Genomic DNA, 16719 nt, shown 5'->3' with positions numbered 1-16719 from the left:
TGAGTGTCGACCGCGGATCGAAGTCGGTGGACAACAATAGTGAATAGGTTTCGGCAAGTACAGGATCGACCCGTCGATCCTGGCGGAGTCGCTCACATGCGAAACTCAATTCGATTGGCCAAGAGGGTATTTGATTCTCGCATCATAGACCTGTGTAACCGTGTCCAAGCGCGCACCGGCCTCGCATGAGGACGCTAAGGGCATTTGGTTTCGATCGGCAAGTCTCCGCGATCGGCGCCAGAAGTGACAGTGCCGTGGCGCAGGGCATCAGTGCGGCAGAAGAGCGGCCACCTGGGCCTTGATCTCCCCCCTGATTTCGTCGACAGTACGAGCGATGTTTACAGTGGCCGCCATTGCGAGGAACATGATCGCCGACACCACGTGCGCCCGCGTTGCAGCCTCGGCCTCTCCGATTTGACCGCCTCGGCGCAGCACTGCTGCGATGGCTTCTTCGGTCTGGCCGACGATGGTGAGCGCTTCCGCATGGTGGGGTTCCTCGGGGTTGCCGAACACCATCTCCCGCAGGTAGGTGCGTCCGTTGTCGATCTGGGTGCGGTTGCATTCCACGATCGGGCCGATGATCGCCATCACCGCGTCGAGTACGTCGGAGATGTTTTCGGCATCCGTGCGGCCCCGCGCGAGTGCTTCGCTGTAGTTCGCGTTCTGCACAAGTAGGAGCAACTCGCCTTTCGTCTTGGCGTACAGGAACACCGTCCCGGTACCGACGTCCGCCTTCTCGGCGATCTGTTGGGTGGTGACATCGTCGACGCCGTACTCGGCGAAGAGTTCGCTGGCAGCGGCGGTAATACGGACAAGTTTCTGCTGCTTGTTTCGCTCGCGCCTTCCGGCTGGCTGGGAAGCGGATGGCATGACGGATATCCTTCGGGAATAGATATTGAGTACATTCAGTTATGACTGTAGTCAATATTGATGCGGTTCAGATGTCCCCTTGATCGTCCCACGAGACATCACCTCTGCATCGCACCGATGACCTACCTGACCGATTTACCTGAGGAGCACCCCGCTCATGACATCACCTTCACTCTGGCAACCGTTCGCCCTCGGACGCGTCGAACTCCCGCACCGACTCGCCTTGGCGCCGATGACCCGCAACCGAGCAAACCCGGACGGCACCCCGGGCCCGCTCGTAGCGACCTACTACGGCCAGCGCGCCTCGCTCGGACTGGTCATCACCGAGGGCACCCAGCCCTCCGACGACGGGCAGGGTTACCCGAACACGCCTGGGATCTACACTCCGGCTCATATCGAGGGCTGGTCACACGTCGCCGACGCCGTCCATGATGGTGGCGGTGCGCTGTTCATCCAGCTGATGCACGTCGGCCGGATGTCGCACCCGGACAACACAACACATCACCGTCCGCCGGTAGCCCCCTCGGCCATCTCGGCTGATCAGGACATGTTCACCGCGACCGGTCCGCAGAAGACTCCGGTGCCGCGGGAGATGAGCATCTCCGACATTGAGACGACGATCGCCGATTTCCGGCATGCTGCGGCATCCGCGATCGCAGCCGGCGCAGACGGGGTGGAGATTCACGCTGCGAACGGGTATTTGCTGCACCAATTCCTCTCCCCGAACTCGAACCACCGCACTGATCAGTACGGCGGATCGGTGGAAAACCGGTCTCGCTTCGTGATCGAGGTCGCCGCGGCAGTGGCAGAAGAAATCGGAGCCGATCGGGTGGGGATCCGGATTTCCCCGTCGATGCCGTTGGGCGGGATCGACGAAGGTGAGATCGGGAGCGTGCGCGCCCAGTACACGCACCTGGTCGGGGAACTCGCGGCACTGAGCCTTGCCTACCTCCACGTCCATCATGTCGGTGACGACGATTTGCTCCGCTCGTTCCGTGACGTGTGGCCGACCGCTGTCCTGGTCGTGCGCTTCGGGCGCACGCGTGAGCAGATCTCCGGCGACATCGACGCCGGTCTGGCTGACATCGCGCCGCTGGGGCAGTTCGCACTGGCGAACCCCGATGTCGTCGACCGTCTACGCCTGGGAGCGCCACTGAACACTGTGGACCCGACCACCCTCTACGGCGGCGGCGAAGCGGGGTACACCGACTACCCGACCCTCGCACACGTCTGACCATCCGCCACGTAACCCAAGGAACCTGACATGCCCTCACTCAACGGATCCGTTGTCCTCGTCACCGGAGCAAACGGCGGCATCGGCACCCACTTCGTCCACGAAGCCCTCGCTCGCGGTGCGTCGAAGGTATATGCCACCGCTCGCACTCCTCGTACGTGGGACGACGAACGGATCGTCCCCCTCGCCCTCGACGTCACCAATCCCGCATCCATCGAAGCTGTCGTTTCCGCCGCATCGGACGTGACCGTTCTGATCAACAACGCCGGCACTTCCACCTCCAGCACGGGCATCCTCACCCATACCGACGAGGAAATCCGCGCCAATGTCGAAACAAACTTCCTCGGCCCCCTCTTTCTCGCCCGCGCCTTCGCGCCGATCCTTACAGCCCAGGACGAGTCGGTCATCATAGACATCCACTCGCTGCTGAGTTGGTACGCCGTCGCGGGTATCTACAGCGCCACCAAAGCTGCACTATGGTCTGCGACCAACTCACTTCGCCTCGAACTCGCACCCGCAGGCGTCCACGTCGTCGGCGTCCACGTCGGCTGGGTCGACACCCCCATGGCCGCGCACTCCACCGACCCCAAAACTGATCCAGCGGACCTCGTACGCACCGTGTTCGACGCGGTCGAGGCAGGCGAGTACGAAGTCCTCGCCGACGAAGCATCCGCTCAGGTCAAAGCTGGACTCAGTGCGCCCATCGAAGCTCTCTACCCGCAACTCGGAACTGCAGCGCCGCAGCAGTAGCCAAGCGGAGGCGTCGCGGAAAACAGAGCCGCGACGCCTCCCCGCCCTTCCCGTCGCCCTAGCCGAAGGAACCAAAGACATGAAAGCGTTCGTCGTCACCAAATATAAAGGGCCACTGCAAGAATCCGACGTGCCGGAGCCAGTTGTCGGTGAGCGTGACGTGCTCGTGCGAGTAGAAGCAGCCGGGCTGAACCAACTCGACGAGAAGATCCGCACCGGTGAGTTCAAGCAGTTACTCCCGTACAGGCTTCCGTTGATCCTCGGCAACGACCTCGCCGGCGTCGTCATCGAGGTCGGGCCGAAGGTTCAGTCGTTCAAACCCGGCGACGAAGTATTTGCTCGACCCGACAAGGATCGCATCGGAACATTCGCGGAGCGTATCGCAGTGACGGAGGCCGATCTTGCCCTCAAACCGGCAACAATCAGCATGACGGAAGCAGCATCCATGCCTCTGGTGGCACTGACCGCGTGGCAGGCACTGGTCGAGCGCGCCAACGTGCAGCCAGGACAGAGAGTCCTCATCCACGCTGGCGCCGGCGGTGTCGGATCTATCGCGATTCAGCTCGCCAAACACCTCGGCGCCACGGTCGCAACCACAGCCAGCGCCCGAAACGCGGACTTCGTTCGAGCCCTCGGTGCCGACACAGTCATCGACTACCACAATGAGGACTTCGAACAGGTCCTCCACAGCTACGACGTGGTGCTCGACAGCCTCGGCGGCGAGAACCTCAAGAAATCCCTCCGCGTACTCAAGCCAGGAGGAAAGGCTATCGGGATTTCCGGGCCGCCGGATCCAGCCTTCGCCCGCGAGATCGGGCTCAATCCGCTACTGCGCCTCGCGATCACCGGACTGAGCTCCAGTATCCGCCGCCAAGCTCGCAAGCTGGGTGTGAGCTACGAGTTCCTCTTCATGCACGCCAGCGGTGACCAACTCCGCAACATCGCCGAACTCGTCGACGACGGCGCACTCCGCCCCGTCCTCGGGCAGGTCTTCCCGTTCGAGGAGACACCCCAAGGCCTCCGGACACTGAGCAAGGGTGGCATCCGGGGTAAAGCTGTCATCAGTAACACCCGAAACCTCGAAACCTCAACCGACACAAGGACAAATCCATGAGTACCGGCAACGACCCCGTCATCACGTCCTATGCGAAGGCGCCGACCCGCACCATCACCGCCGGCGGCGTCACCTACGCGTACCGCGAACTCGGACCGAAGGGCGAAATCCCCGTCGTCTTCTTCGTCCACCTCGCCGCGAACCTCGACAACTGGGATCCGCGAATCATCGACCCCATCGCGAAAAAGCGCCGTGTCATCGCCTTCGACAACCGCGGCGTCGGCGCCTCTACCGGGAAAGTTCCCGACAGCATCGATGCCATGGCCGACGACGCCGTCACATTCATCACAGCGCTCGGACTCGGTGCGGTCGATATCTTTTCGTTCTCCCTCGGCGGCATGATCGCCCAAGCCCTCGTGCTCGAGCACCCCGAACTCGTGCGCAGACTTGTCCTCACCGGGGCCGGCCCCGCCGGCGGTAAGGACATCGACAAAGTCGCCCGCACAACCTATTACGACATTCTTCGAGCTACCCTGACCCGGTCCGACCCGAAAGAATTCCTGTTCTTCAACCGCAACACCGCCGGCAAACGCGCCGCCACAGCATTCGTCGAACGCCTGAAGGAACGCACCGACGACCGAGATGCGCCCGTCTCGGTCAAGGCCTTTCAGACCCAACTCACAGCGATCAAGAAGTGGGGCCGCTCCACACCGGAAAACCTGTCGGCCATCACCGCACCCACCCTCATCGCCAACGGCGACAACGACCGAATGGTGCCCTCAACCCTCTCCGAAGACCTGCACCGCCGAATCCCCGCAAGCGAACTGATCATCTACCCCGACTCCGGGCACGGCGGCATATTCCAACACCACGACACATTCGCACCCGCCGCCGTCGACTTCCTCACCCGCTGAACGAGCGGAAACCTTCCAGGCCAACACCACCGACGCATGACCGAGCAGAATCGCCGATCACGGCTGACCAAATCCTTGCTCGATGGAGCATGGAGAGGAAAACGGTTCGTGCGCACTTGAGCGCTTCCGATTACCACCGCGGACGATCGTCTCGGCCGCGCAGGGCGTGCTCGGACCTGTTCTCGACAAGAAGCTCTAGCTAGCCCTTGACAGCCCGCACAACACGGACGGCCGGTCCTTCATGCTGTTCGGATGCTCACTCATTGCCGGCCACGGGCGCACGGCTCATCGGGCAGCACGCACACGTCCAACCGATGAGCCACACACACCGCTCCGCGGCCGCCGCCTCCATCACCGTCGGCACCCGTGTCACTGAATCGCACCGTAGTTTCCGGGGACTGATGTACCCCGCACGACTCAGGGCTGGTCCCGTCTATGGGATCGATCGGCGATTGCTATGAACACGCCGTGATCGAATCTTTATGGGGCAGCATGTAAACCGAACTCTTGAATCGAAAACGACGGAAAACGAGGACCGAATTGGCCGACTCCACGTTCGAGTACTTCGAGATCTTCCGCAATCGCTAACGCCGTCACAGTGCCCTCGGGATGCTGACACCGATCGAGTTCGAGAACGTACACGTCACACGTCAACCCGTAGCCTGACGTAAAAATGACGGCTCCACGAAACTTGGGGTACATCGAAGTCCCCGGACTCGCCGGGGCGATTCCGTCGATACCGGCCGATCGGGAGTAAGGGGTTGTTCTTGTTGCGGGGAATCAGGTTTGGCGCCGTTCGAGAGCGAACACTCGAAGATTACGTGCCGTGCGAGTCTTGTACACCGAGTACGTAGGGTTGTATTCGACGAACTGTTCGAAGACGCTCTCTGCCTCCTGCCCTGTCAACAAGGTTGTGTTCACAGGGATCTCGGCCCCTCCGATTGTCACCGTCGCCTCCCGATTGGCCAACAGGTTCTCGGACCACGCGGGGTGATGGGGTCGCCCGAAATTACTACCGACCAGAAATAATCGGTCCCCTTCGCGCATGTAGGTGAGAGGCGTCGTCCGGGGCTGCCCTGTTTTCCTTCCGGTCGTGGTCAACAACAGCAACGGCACCCCCATCGGACCGAAGATCGTTCGTCGGCCTTTGCTGTGCGCGAGCAGTTTTCGGTCGATCGGCGTCAATTTCCGGAGATACCAAGACCCGATCCGCGACGACACGAAGGCATTCAGTGGCTTCTTGAGCAATCGCCGATCGTGACCCCACCGAATATCGGGGAAGGCGTTGGTGTCCATAGTTGATTGTCTCTCCGGCGCTTCTCTGTGTACACCGCCTCCTGCAATGCGCTCAGTCGGCGAAGTGCTGCGGAGTGTTGTGGTTCGGTGCTGGAGCTGATTGGCGGGTTGGTGTCGACTCGGGATGATCACGTGTGTCTTGGTGCGCGGCGTGTCTCGTTGCCCCGGCCGATGACGCGTCCCTGGTACATCCGGCGGTCGACCTCCCGCCCGACATTGATTCGGAGTGACAACGGATTCGAGGAGTTTGGGGGAGCTCCGGGCGGGTAGGTGAAGGCGGTGAAGACAAATAAACACTTCCAGGGAGAGCGATCTGGTGCCGCAGGTGAGCAGGCCTCGGTGCTGTTGATCGCGGAACCGGGCAAAGCTACGGCTCTCGCGGAACGCATAGCGAAGTATCTGCCACAACGTTTACGAAGCCGTGACCGCCTCGAGCGCCGGTGGACGACTTGTGTACGTAGCAAGCCCTACCTCTCGGACGAGCAAACAGACTTCGCAGACGTCATCGGGGCGGTCGATCCGTCGTCCGAAGGGGAGGACATCGTCGTATACCTCACTGATCTACCGCGCCGCGAAGATACGCTGCCGGTGGTGGCCGACGTCAGCCCCGGCCATTGCTTCGCGCTTGTCTCTGTCGCTGGGGTGGGTGCGATCCACATCGAGCGCCGCGTCCGCGCTGTTACCGAACTCGCGATAGCCCGCATTCTTGGTGAACCGGAACTCATGCCGCAGGGCGCGGCGCGACGGTTCCCGTGTGCGCAGACGGAGAATGGCAGTCGTTACTTCGCGCCATCAGGACTGCGGCGGTTACGACTGTTGTCGGGGATGGTGCGGGCGAACCGCCCGTGGAGGCTGGTCGCCGGACTGTCGAAGGTGCTCGTCGGTGCCTTTGCCACGGGTGCGATCGCGCTAGCAACGAGTACGATTTGGTTGTTCGCCGACACGATGGGCCCTTGGCGTATGAGCGCGGCTACGCTCCTGTCGATCGTGGCGATGATTCTCTGGCTGATCGTCGATCACGAACTGTGGGAGCGGCCGAAGTCGTCGGAAGAGCGCGATCGATCCGTGCTGTACAACATTTCGACCGTGGTCACCCTGTTCATCGGCGTGACCGTCCTCCACGTGGCCCTGTTCTGTCTACTGTTGTTCACTGCGTGTCTCACACTTCCCCCGGAACTGCTGGCCCGCACTCTCGGACACGGGGTGAACTTCTCCGACTACCTCACGCTCGCCTGGCTGCTGGCGTCGATCGCCACGATAGGTGGGGCTCTCGGGTCGGGTCTCGAGGACGACGATGCCGTCACGGAAGCGACGTACGGGGTTCGGCAGCGGCAACGCATCAAGGAGACCCGAACGCGGTCGAACGAAGCGAATGAATGATCGCGAGAGCGCTTCGTATGCGCTACTGCCGGTGGCGTTCGCGACCGCGGGCGAGGTCGTGATCCCTGCCGACGGTTCGTGATGGGAATGTGCAGCTGACCAGCGCAGTCCCTATTCTCTCGTGATGATCGAACGCAGCACGTAGTAGAGGACCACAGCGATCGGGGCTCCGACCGCGACACTGGCCAGCGCGCACCGTGATCGCGTTACGGCACAACCGAATCCGATTTCACAAGTGCCGAATTCGGTTTGTCTACAGGTGGGGTAGTGCTGCAGTGAGGAAGACGGCGCCGAAGGCGATTCCGGCAATGCCGGTGAGGATCCCGACCACGCCGGCGGTGTTGTCGCCCAGATCGCGTCCGGGGGTGTCGGGTCGGCGCGCTGCCAGGGCGGTTCCGATGGCGGCGGCACCGAGGAGGATGCCGAGGCCGAACATCCAGAACGTCAGTATCGAGAGTGCACCGAGCATCAACGCCATGTCGCTGTATTCATCGCTGGTGATAGGACGGTGGTGATCCCACCAATCGGGTGGAGTGTGCGCGCGGGATTCGGTGTTGTCGGTGTTGTCGGATTGCTCGTGCGGGGGGATAGTGGATGCAGTCATGGCAGCTAAAGGGTTCTCGCGCTGATTCTTTCGTGTGGTGGATGTACCGGTGTGCGCCACGGGTGTGCAGTGGGAGATCGAAACGATGGTGGGTGAGGCCCGAGAACCCATCGCGTGTCCTCGGGAGTCACCCCACCATCAAGCGGTGTTCGGGCCAGGCGGATCAGGCTTCGATCTGCACCTGTGTTGTCGATCCGGCGTTATCGGTTCGGGAGGGTGGTCCGGAGGAGACCTCGATCCTCCGCGGTTTCGCCTTCTCTGCGATCGGCAACGTCACCGTCAACACGCCGTTGTCGTACGAGGCCTCGATCTGTTCGGCGTCGATGTCGTCGCTGATGGACAGCTGCCGTTTGTATGTTCCAGCGAAACGCTCACTCGCCAGCCAGCTCACACCCTCTTCGGAGATGTCGGTGCGGTGCGCGGTCAACGTCAGGGTCGAGCCGTCGATGCGGACGTCCACTGATCCTGGGTCGACGCCGGGAAGATCGGCGTGCAGGACGTATTGGTCCTCGACCTTGTAGAGGTCCATCGGCATGAACCGTGGACTGCGTCCGTTGCCGGTTCCCGCGGCGAGTACGGACTTGGTGATCGCGTCGATGTCGGTGAAAGGATCGAAACGAAGCACAGCAACACACCTCCCATGTCGTGAAAAGAAAGGTCACCGCCACTGTGGCGGTTGACCGAACTTACTGTGCGAGAACATGATAACCACACGAATTAGCACTCTGCAACCGAGAGTGCCAGAAGCTTTGGGGAAGTGTTCCGGTCCCTGAAGATCGCTGCTTTGTCTGGTCCCGACAAAAGCGGTGGCCGCCTTCGGCCTCGATTCGAAGCGGGCGGCGCGGTACGGCACTTCGTCAGTAGCGGCGTTGCGGCAACGGATCCGCCGGAGCCCCGACTCTGCGTGTGCGAGTCGGGGCGTATGACCGACGTCGGCATTGAGCACACAACACCGATGACCCACTATCCGTGCGAAGTCGACGTTCATGTCGTCCGCACATCTTCAACCATAAACAGTGCGATCGGTATAAATCATGTTCAGTCGCCTTCGATGCCAAGAAGTGACATGGCCGTTTGCATGGCAAGGTGAACATCTTGGTCGTCACGCTAGCGGCGCAGTAGTCGCGGTGCCTGGAAAGGTGGCCCGTGCCTGGTATTTGGTTTGCAGACGTCTGTTCCGAATGCTTTTGCAAAATAGGTCTTTTCCCGATGTTTGCGGGTGGATCGGGCATCGAACATCGCGGGTGCTCGTTCGTCGGAGTCGCTGCGAACGATGTCGGTGTTCGTGCACACACCGAACCGGCTGTAAGGGAGAACACTTCGGCTACCGTCAAAGCTTGCTCATCACAATGGAACTGGGACTTTCGACCCTGTCGTCTACAAGCAGTGCGCAATAACCTTCGTCGGGTCGGGGGCACCCGTTCCGTTCGAGGGGGCAAACAATCGGGCGGGTGTTCGTCAAGGCAAGGCCATATCACCCTCACTGGTCTCCTTGCCGGGCCTTGAGCTGTGCGCGCCCAGAAGTGCTCAGGGCCCGCCCGATGCGGGGATCGAGAAAGTGAAGACGAAAGGTTCTCAGATGAGCCGAAGGAGTGATCGGCGATCGACAAGTTCTGCTCGCCGCCTGGCCACGCGGACTACCGGTGTCAGAGGTTCGGCGTGTAAGCCGAACTCGCTCACGGCAGAAGATCTGAGGGCTGTAATCGAGTCCCTCACTGGAGTTCTCGCTGCTCGAGAATCGAGCGCGGAAACCGCACCTCTCGCCGGAAATCCTCCGTCGTCGACGCCAACTGACAGGCAGTTCTGAATCGCACCGGTATTTTCGCAGCCGGACAGCATATTCGAACTCGGACGCGCTGTCAGCCGGGACGGGTGGTAATCACAGAAGTAGGTGGAAGATGTCGAAGGCGACTGTCCATTGGGCTGTGCCGGGGTTCTTGCGGTCCGGTTCGACCGTGGCGAAGGTTTGCGCCAGCGCTACGCTCAACCCTCCTGCGATCAGCGGCAGTCGTTGCTCTGTCTCCTCTGAGAGGGCCACGTCCAAGGGCGGGCGGGCCGTGAGCTGATCGAGCAGCGGTTGAAGTTCGATCTCCTCGTCGAGTTTTTCGAACCGGTGGATGCTCTCCTGTAATCCCTTGGTGATCGGCAGGTCCCACGGTTCGATCACGTCGCGCAAGTTTGCTTTCGCGGAGGCTTTCCCGATCAGGATCACGTCGTAGATCTTGTCGTCGATGAAATCGGTATAGCGCTTGAGATCGTTCCGGTCGACCTGCAGTCCGGCCGCTGCCCTGAAGAACCGCTGGAATTTCACGGTGCCCATTACTGGCATGTCGTCAGCTCCTTTCGAAGTATTCATGGATTTGGCGTACGGCCATCGCTCCTTCACCGACGGCGGATGCGACTCGTTTCACCGAACCGCGGCGGATGTCGCCCGCCGCGAACAGGCCGGGCAGGCTGGTTTCGAGCGTCCTGGACAGGCCGCCGTGGATTGGCAGGCTGCCGTCCGCTCGTGCGTGGATCGCGTCCACACCGGTGAGGACGAAGCCGTGGTCGTCGAGTGCGATCGCGTCGGCAAGCCACCCTGTGTGCGGTACTGCCCCGATGAAGACGAACAGGGCGCGCACCCGAATCGTGTCCTGGTCGCCGGTGCGATTGTCCTCGACTGCAATTGCTTCGAGGTATTTCTCGCCGTGGACCGCACGAATCTCGGTGTGCCGGTGCACGGTGACCCGCGGATGGTGTTCGATCTGGTCGACCAGGTATCGGGACATGCTCTTCCCGAGGTCATCGCCGCGGATGAGCAGGTGCACCTGTGAGACGTGCTCGGCGAGGAAGACGGCGGCCTGGCCGGCGGAGTTGCCGCCACCGACGATGGCTATCGGGTCGGTGCCGCATATCCGTGCTTCCTGATGCGTTGCGGCGTAGTACACGCTTGTTCCTTCCAGCGCCTCGATCCCCTGAACGGCCAACTTGCGGTACCGCGCCCCGGCGGCGAGCACAACGGCCCGGGCGTGCACCGACCCGCCGTCCGCCAGTCGGAGCACATGGTTCCCGGCCTCGGATCCCAAACCGGTCACTTCTGCCGACACCAGGATGCGGGCGCCGAACTTCCCGGCCTGGAGCACGGCTCGTTCGGCCAATTCGGAGCCGGAGACCCCGGCGGGGAATCCCAGATAATTCTCGATCCGGGATGAGGTACTGGCTTGGCCGCCCGCAGCGATCCGCTCCAACGTCACCGTGTTCAACCCGTCCGAGGCGCCGTACACCGATGCGGCCAGGCCGGCCGGTCCGGCACCCACGACGACGAGGTTGTAGACGTCCTTGGCTGCGTCCGCGACGGGTGCCGGGACAGGAAGCCCGACGACGCGTGCGAGTTCCGCATTCGTCGGATTGCGCAGCACCTTCTCGCCGTGCCAGATCACGACGGGTGTGTCCTCGGGTGCGACGTTCAGGCTGCGTAGCAGCTGCTCCACTCGTTCGTCCTGTTCCAAGTCGAACCACTTGTGGGGCAGACGGTTTCGCATCGCGAACTCACGAAGTCGCAACGTATCCGGGGAGAAGCAGGAGCCGATGATCCGGAATCCGGAGCCGAGCCCGATCAGCAAGTGCCGACGCACAAGGTAGGCGCGCAGGATCAAATCGCTGAGCACGGGATCGTGGGCAATCAGCTCGCGTACCTGCTCGGCCGGGACGACGAGTATCTCGCCGTCCTCGATCGCTTCGGCGGTGAAGAACGCCACCTGACCTTCCAGGAGTCCGAGCTCGCCCAGGAAACGCCCAGGACCGTGCACGCGCAGTATCCGGCGCTCGCCGTCCGCGTCGCCTTCGTCGACGACTGCGATCTTTCCGGAAAGGACGACGACGAAATCGTTGTCAGGCGCGCCTTCTCGGATCAGCACCTCGCCGGCGTGAACCGGTCGACGCGAGCCACCGACCTCGAGCTTCGCGACCTGGTCGTCCGTCAGCCGCGGGAAGGCGCCCTCCTCGTCCGGGGTCTCGTCGTCGACCGGCGGGCTGTACCCGATGGGTGAGGCGCCCTCAGACGAAGTTCTGGTCGACATAACACCACCGCCAATCCTCGCCGGGCTCCATCGACTGGACGATCGGATGCCCGATGGCGTGAGCGTGAGCACTCGCGTGCCTGCCCGGCGAAGAGTCGCAGCAACCGACGTGTCCGCACGTCAGGCACAGTCTCAGATGCACCCACGGGGTGCCGAGGCGAAGACATTCCTCGCAGCCCTGCGGGGTACGGGGCACCACGGCCCGGATCGCGGTTACATGTGGGTCCGCATGGACAGGACTCATGACTTCGCCTCCTCGCCGGCATTTTCCGAGAGCGCCTGATCGAGCCACGTGCGCAGCTGGGGGACCGGAGCTGCGCCCGACTGGCGAGCGAGAACCTCACCCCGGTCCATCACCAGCAGAGTCGGCACGGCGCGGACGGTGAATCGTTCAGCCGTCCGGGGTGCAGCATCGACGTCGACCTTGACCAGCTTGATCTGGCCGGCGTGTTCTCTGGCGAGCTGCTCGAGCGCGGGGCTGACCATGCGACACGGGCCGCACCACGTCGCCCACAGATCCACGAGCACAGGCACCGAGGATTTTTCGACGATCTCCGCGAAGTCACCGTCTCCCGCCGCGGCGATCCAGGGCAGCGGCTCGTGGCAGTTGCCGCAGCGAGGTTTTCCTTCCCCTGCTGCCGGGATGTTGTTGGTCTTGCCGCAGTTCGGGCACTTCACCTTTTCGGATCCCATGACCAGTTACCTCTTCTCAGGCCGCCGCGAAGGCGGGTTCGGCATACGCGACGGCAAGCTCGCCGCCGTCCACCGTGACGCTGATGGTGCCGTCCGGTTTGATCTCGCCGCGCAACAGTGCACGGCCGATCTTGGTTTCGACCTCGTGTGCGATGTATCGGCGCAGCGGCCGCGCACCGTAGACAGGGTCGAACCCGTGTTCGGCGATCAGTCGGCGTGCCTCCGGCGTGATTTCCAGGTGTATCTGTCTCTCCGACAACCTGTTTCGAAGGTCGGTGAGTTGCAGTTCCACTATGTACTCGATCTGGGGCAGGGTGAGTGGGGAGAACAGCACGATGTCGTCGACCCGGTTGAGGAATTCGGGGCGGAAATGCCCGCGCAGTTCTGCCATCACCCGTTCCCTGGCGTCCGGCTTGATTTCGCCGTCGGCTGTGACCCCGTCGAGGAGATGCTGGGATCCGATGTTGGAGGTCATGATGATCACCGTGTTCCGGAAATCGACTTGCCTCCCTTGAGAATCGGTGATCCGGCCGTCGTCGAGCACCTGCAGCAGGGTATTGAAGACGTCGGCGTGGGCCTTCTCGATCTCGTCGAAGAGCACCACGGAGTACGGCTTACGCCGCACCGCCTCGGTGAGCTGGCCACCTTCGTCGTACCCGACGTATCCGGGAGGTGCACCGATGAGCCGACTCACCGTGTGCCGTTCCTGGTACTCGCTCATATCGAGGCGCACCATGTTGTCTTCACTGTCGAATAGGGCGCTGGCCAATGTCTTTGCAAGCTCGGTCTTTCCGACGCCCGTCGGGCCCAGGAAAATGAACGAACCGATCGGTCGACGAGGATCACGGATACCGGACCTCGCCCGGATCACAGCGTCCGCGACCAGTTGCACCGCCTCGTCCTGACCGACGACCCGCTCGTGCAGGATCTCGTCGAGCTTCAACAACTTCTCCCGCTCACCTTCTTGCAGCCGGGCGACCGGGATACCCGTCCATGCGGCCACGATCTCTGCGATCTCGTCTTCGGTGACCACTTCACGCAGCAACGGATTTCGGCCTTGTCTGGTGGCCAGTTGCTCCTCCGCCGCCTCGAGCCGGCGTTCGAGCTCGGTGATCTCGCCGTATCGCAACTCGGCTGCCCGATTGAGGTCGTAGTTGCGTTCGGCGGCCTCGGCCTCGACGCGCAACCGTTCCAAATCTCCTCGCAGTTCTTGCACCCGCCGGATCGCCTGCCGCTCCGCCTCCCATTGAGCGTGCCGGGCGTCTGCCTCGGCCCGCAGGTCGGCCAGCTCCTTGCGCAATTCTTCGAGGCGCGCCTTGCTGGCCGCGTCCGTTTCCTTGGACAGTGCGGCCTCTTCGATCTCCAGACGGGTCACCTTCCGGGTGAGCTCGTCGAGTTCGGCAGGCATCGAATCGATTTCGGTGCGGAGCCGAGCGCATGCCTCGTCTACGAGATCGATCGCCTTGTCCGGAAGGAAGCGGTCGGTGATGTACCGGTGCGAGAGGGTCACGGCGGCCACCAATGCACCGTCTTGAATTTTCACGCCATGGAACACCTCGAGGCGTTCTCGAAGTCCGCGCAGAATCGAGATCGCATCCTCGGCACTGGGCTCGTCGACGAGAACGGTCTGGAATCGACGCTCCAGTGCCGCATCGGATTCGATGTGCTTGCGATACTCGTCGAGAGTGGTGGCACCGATCATGTGCAGTTCGCCGCGTGCGAGCATCGGTTTGAGCATGTTGCCGGCATCGAGAGACCCCTCGCCGCCGACCGAGCCCGCTCCGACCACGGTATGCAACTCGTCGACGAACAACAGGATGCGCCCCTCGGCAGCCTTCACCTCGGACAGCACGGCCTGCAGTCGCTCCTCGAACTCGCCGCGGTACTTCGCACCGGCCACCAGAGAACCCATGTCGAGCGAGAAGATCGTCTTGTCGCGTAGGCCCTCGGGCACGTCGCCGCGGACGATCCGCTGGGCGAGACCCTCGACAATCGCAGTCTTACCAACACCGGGGTCGCCGATCAGCACCGGGTTGTTCTTCGTTTTCCGGCTCAAGATCTGAGTTACCCTGCGTATCTCGGCATCCCGGCCGATGACCGGATCGAGTTTGCCTGCCCGTCCCTCGGAGACGAGGTCGCGCCCGTACTTCTCCAATGCCTCGTACGCCCCCTCCGGGGTTGCCGACGTGACACGCTGATTGCCGCGCACCTTCGTCAGCGCTGTGAGGAAGGCGTCCCGTGTGACCCCGTGACTGGCGAGGACCCGCCCGGCCGCGCTGGCCGATCCTTCCTCGGAGAGGGCCATCACAAGATGCTCCACCGACACGTAGGAATCCTTGAGTCTCTTCGCCTCCCGCTCTGCGGCATCGAGCAGCTTGGCCAGACGCTGGGTGATCATCACCTGACCGGGGGTCGCGCCGGGGCCGCTGACCTTCGGCCTACGCGACAGTTCACGATCCAGATCGGATCGAAGTGCTTCGACATTCGCGCCGGCCTGTTCGAGCAGTCGGGGCACCAATCCATCCTGCTGATCGACCAATGCGAGCAGCAGGTGCTCTCCGTCGACTTCGGTGTGGCCCATTCTGGTCGCAACATTCTGGGCTTCCTGCAAGGCTTCTCGTGACTTTTCGGTCAAGCTGCCGGTGTCCATGAGGATGTCCTCCTTCTGCGGGCCGCTGTTTCGAGTCTTTCGATTCGATCCAGCAGATCGAGCACGAGCCCGATTGCCGAGTAGTTGAGACCCAGACCCGTCCGCAGTCGTTGGATGCGTGCGGCGTGGGTCACTTCGGATGGGTCGAACGACATCTCTCCGCCGGCGTAGCGGTGGGCGTCGAGCAGTCCGAGAGCCACGAGTTTTCGTGCCAGATCCGGGTGCAGGCCAGTACGTTCGGCGAAGGCGTCCGGCGACAATCCGGTACGGCGAACCAATACGTACTGAGTGATCGGCGTTGAGGTGCTCATGTCTCTTTCCTCGGATTGAAGTTCGATTCGGCGCCCAACTGCTCGAACAGTTCGCGTTCACGTGCTGTCGGTTTCGACGGAACCATCACCTTGATTTCGGCGTAGAGGTTGCCGTTGGCACCGCGCGGATTCGGCATTCCCTCTCCGCGCAGGCGCAGCTTCCTACCAGTCGAAGAGCCAGGCACCACTTTGACTTTCGCCTCTCCGCCCGGTGTGGGAACGACGACTGTCGACCCGAGAACCGCCTCCCATGGCGATACGGGCAGATCGACGTAGATGTCCCGACCCTGCACGCGGAACCGTGAATGCGGTTTGATCCGCACCACGAGGTACAGATCCCCAGGCGGCGCGTCACCGTTGCCTCGGCCTCCTTGCCCGGCCAACCGGATTCGCTGGCCGTCCAGGACGCCGGCTGGAATGTCGACGTCATACTGCCGTCCGTCCAGTCTGAGAGTGCGTTTTCCGCCCTGATAGGCCTCTTCCAGCGCCAGTTCGAGTTCGGCCTCCTGATCGGCGCCGGGAATCGGTCCGAACCCACCGCCTCCGCCGAACATCTGCCCGAAGAGGTCTTCGAAGTCGACGGCACCCTCACCACCGACACCGTGGCCGAAGTGCACCCGTCTCCCGCCACCGCCGTACCCGGCGGCGTTTGCCCGCACCCGTTCGTCGTAATCCTCGGGTACATGCCGGAAGTCGTCACCGAATCGGTCATAGCGTTTCCGGGTGTCCGGGTCGGACAACACCTGATAGGCCTCGTTGACCTCCTTGAACCTGTCCTCCGCAGTGGGATCCTTGTTCACATCGGGGTGGTACTTGCGGGCCAGCTTGCGGTACGCCTGCTGAATTTCGTCGGTGCCGGCGCCCTTCGGTACGCCGAGTACTTCGTAGTAGTCACGGGCCAT

Annotated in this window: 16 protein-coding genes; 5 read left to right on the top strand and 11 right to left on the bottom strand. The window is 62.5% G+C overall.

Features of this window, described 5'->3' with window-relative positions:
• Positions 1 to 267: 267 nt before the first annotated feature.
• Positions 268 to 870, bottom strand: coding sequence for a TetR/AcrR family transcriptional regulator (locus P0M12_RS11305; RefSeq protein WP_007735533.1), 603 nt, complete (start codon positions 868 to 870; stop codon positions 268 to 270).
• A 157-nt stretch (positions 871 to 1027) separates the two neighbouring features.
• Here P0M12_RS11305 and P0M12_RS11300 point away from each other — a divergent pair, with 157 nt between their 5' ends.
• From P0M12_RS11300 to P0M12_RS11285, 4 genes are all read left to right on the top strand, one after another.
• Complete coding sequence (locus P0M12_RS11300) at positions 1028 to 2104, top strand: alkene reductase (RefSeq protein WP_158170685.1); 1077 nt, start codon at positions 1028 to 1030, stop codon at positions 2102 to 2104.
• 30 nt (positions 2105 to 2134) lie between these two features.
• Positions 2135 to 2854, top strand: a complete 720-nt coding sequence (locus P0M12_RS11295) for an SDR family oxidoreductase (protein WP_007735537.1) — start codon at positions 2135 to 2137, stop codon at positions 2852 to 2854.
• A gap of 79 nt (positions 2855 to 2933) precedes the next feature.
• Complete coding sequence (locus P0M12_RS11290) at positions 2934 to 3968, top strand: NADP-dependent oxidoreductase (RefSeq protein WP_277377729.1); 1035 nt, start codon at positions 2934 to 2936, stop codon at positions 3966 to 3968.
• Positions 3965 to 4822 carry an alpha/beta hydrolase gene (locus tag P0M12_RS11285; protein ID WP_277377728.1) on the top strand — a complete coding sequence of 286 codons (858 nt, stop codon included), beginning with the start codon at positions 3965 to 3967 and terminating at the stop codon, positions 4820 to 4822. Before P0M12_RS11290 ends, P0M12_RS11285 begins: the two co-directional genes overlap by 4 nt.
• Before the next feature lie 780 nt (positions 4823 to 5602).
• Here the strand turns inward: P0M12_RS11285 and P0M12_RS11280 are convergent.
• Positions 5603 to 6118, bottom strand: a complete 516-nt coding sequence (locus tag P0M12_RS11280; protein ID WP_054826691.1) for a nitroreductase family deazaflavin-dependent oxidoreductase — start codon at positions 6116 to 6118, stop codon at positions 5603 to 5605.
• Between the two features lie 279 nt (positions 6119 to 6397).
• Between P0M12_RS11280 and P0M12_RS11275 the strand changes: the two genes are divergently transcribed.
• Positions 6398 to 7498, top strand: coding sequence for a membrane protein (locus P0M12_RS11275; protein ID WP_039973504.1), 1101 nt, complete (start codon positions 6398 to 6400; stop codon positions 7496 to 7498).
• 253 nt (positions 7499 to 7751) lie between these two features.
• Here P0M12_RS11275 and P0M12_RS11270 read toward each other — a convergent pair whose 3' ends face one another.
• From P0M12_RS11270 to P0M12_RS11230, 9 genes are all read right to left on the bottom strand, one after another.
• A complete protein-coding gene (locus tag P0M12_RS11270; RefSeq protein WP_039973505.1) occupies positions 7752 to 8102 on the bottom strand; it encodes a hypothetical protein in 351 nt (116 codons plus the stop codon).
• A gap of 163 nt (positions 8103 to 8265) precedes the next feature.
• Complete coding sequence (locus P0M12_RS11265) at positions 8266 to 8727, bottom strand: Hsp20/alpha crystallin family protein (RefSeq protein WP_277377727.1); 462 nt, start codon at positions 8725 to 8727, stop codon at positions 8266 to 8268.
• Between the two features lie 1254 nt (positions 8728 to 9981).
• Positions 9982 to 10422, bottom strand: a complete 441-nt coding sequence (locus P0M12_RS11260) for a DUF1931 family protein (RefSeq protein ID WP_024487875.1) — start codon at positions 10420 to 10422, stop codon at positions 9982 to 9984.
• Positions 10423 to 10435: 13 nt separating this feature from the next.
• Positions 10436 to 12163, bottom strand: a complete 1728-nt coding sequence (locus P0M12_RS11255; RefSeq protein ID WP_277377726.1) for an FAD-dependent oxidoreductase — start codon at positions 12161 to 12163, stop codon at positions 10436 to 10438.
• Positions 12141 to 12407, bottom strand: coding sequence for a UBP-type zinc finger domain-containing protein (locus P0M12_RS11250; protein ID WP_007735548.1), 267 nt, complete (start codon positions 12405 to 12407; stop codon positions 12141 to 12143). Before P0M12_RS11250 ends, P0M12_RS11255 begins: the two co-directional genes overlap by 23 nt.
• Entirely contained in the window at positions 12404 to 12856 is a 453-nt protein-coding gene (trxA, locus tag P0M12_RS11245; RefSeq protein ID WP_007735549.1) for a thioredoxin, read from the bottom strand. The genes P0M12_RS11250 and trxA overlap by 4 nt, the downstream gene beginning before the upstream one ends.
• 16 nt (positions 12857 to 12872) lie before the next feature.
• Positions 12873 to 15506 carry an ATP-dependent chaperone ClpB gene (gene clpB, locus P0M12_RS11240; protein WP_054188357.1) on the bottom strand — a complete coding sequence of 878 codons (2634 nt, stop codon included), beginning with the start codon at positions 15504 to 15506 and terminating at the stop codon, positions 12873 to 12875.
• On the bottom strand, positions 15488 to 15817 hold the full coding sequence (locus P0M12_RS11235; protein WP_020971358.1) for a chaperone modulator CbpM: 330 nt from the start codon (positions 15815 to 15817) through the stop codon (positions 15488 to 15490). Before P0M12_RS11235 ends, clpB begins: the two co-directional genes overlap by 19 nt.
• On the bottom strand, positions 15814 to 16719 hold the full coding sequence (locus P0M12_RS11230; protein ID WP_007735552.1) for a DnaJ C-terminal domain-containing protein: 906 nt from the start codon (positions 16717 to 16719) through the stop codon (positions 15814 to 15816). The genes P0M12_RS11235 and P0M12_RS11230 overlap by 4 nt, the downstream gene beginning before the upstream one ends.

Source organism: Rhodococcus sp. RCBS9, from assembly GCF_029457415.1.
Taxonomy (GTDB): domain Bacteria; phylum Actinomycetota; class Actinomycetes; order Mycobacteriales; family Mycobacteriaceae; genus Rhodococcus_F; species Rhodococcus_F qingshengii.
This window is presented reverse-complemented; position numbering and strand designations above follow the sequence as displayed.

What these genes read in the sequence shown, in the direction of transcription:
- P0M12_RS11305 (WP_007735533.1), bottom strand. Translation starts at nt 870, where the DNA reads ATGCCATCCGCTTCCCAGCCAGCCGGAAGGCGCGAGCGAAACAAGCAG.
- P0M12_RS11300 (WP_158170685.1), top strand. Translation starts at nt 1,028, where the DNA reads ATGACATCACCTTCACTCTGGCAACCGTTCGCCCTCGGACGCGTCGAA.
- P0M12_RS11295 (WP_007735537.1), top strand. Translation starts at nt 2,135, where the DNA reads ATGCCCTCACTCAACGGATCCGTTGTCCTCGTCACCGGAGCAAACGGC.
- P0M12_RS11290 (WP_277377729.1), top strand. Translation starts at nt 2,934, where the DNA reads ATGAAAGCGTTCGTCGTCACCAAATATAAAGGGCCACTGCAAGAATCC.
- P0M12_RS11285 (WP_277377728.1), top strand. Translation starts at nt 3,965, where the DNA reads ATGAGTACCGGCAACGACCCCGTCATCACGTCCTATGCGAAGGCGCCG.
- P0M12_RS11280 (WP_054826691.1), bottom strand. Translation starts at nt 6,118, where the DNA reads ATGGACACCAACGCCTTCCCCGATATTCGGTGGGGTCACGATCGGCGA.
- P0M12_RS11270 (WP_039973505.1), bottom strand. Translation starts at nt 8,102, where the DNA reads ATGACTGCATCCACTATCCCCCCGCACGAGCAATCCGACAACACCGAC.
- P0M12_RS11260 (WP_024487875.1), bottom strand. Translation starts at nt 10,422, where the DNA reads ATGGGCACCGTGAAATTCCAGCGGTTCTTCAGGGCAGCGGCCGGACTG.
- P0M12_RS11255 (WP_277377726.1), bottom strand. Translation starts at nt 12,163, where the DNA reads ATGTCGACCAGAACTTCGTCTGAGGGCGCCTCACCCATCGGGTACAGC.
- P0M12_RS11250 (WP_007735548.1), bottom strand. Translation starts at nt 12,407, where the DNA reads ATGAGTCCTGTCCATGCGGACCCACATGTAACCGCGATCCGGGCCGTG.
- trxA (WP_007735549.1), bottom strand. Translation starts at nt 12,856, where the DNA reads ATGGGATCCGAAAAGGTGAAGTGCCCGAACTGCGGCAAGACCAACAAC.
- clpB (WP_054188357.1), bottom strand. Translation starts at nt 15,506, where the DNA reads ATGGACACCGGCAGCTTGACCGAAAAGTCACGAGAAGCCTTGCAGGAA.
- P0M12_RS11235 (WP_020971358.1), bottom strand. Translation starts at nt 15,817, where the DNA reads ATGAGCACCTCAACGCCGATCACTCAGTACGTATTGGTTCGCCGTACC.
- P0M12_RS11230 (WP_007735552.1), bottom strand. Translation starts at nt 16,719, where the DNA reads ATGGCCCGTGACTACTACGAAGTACTCGGCGTACCGAAGGGCGCCGGC.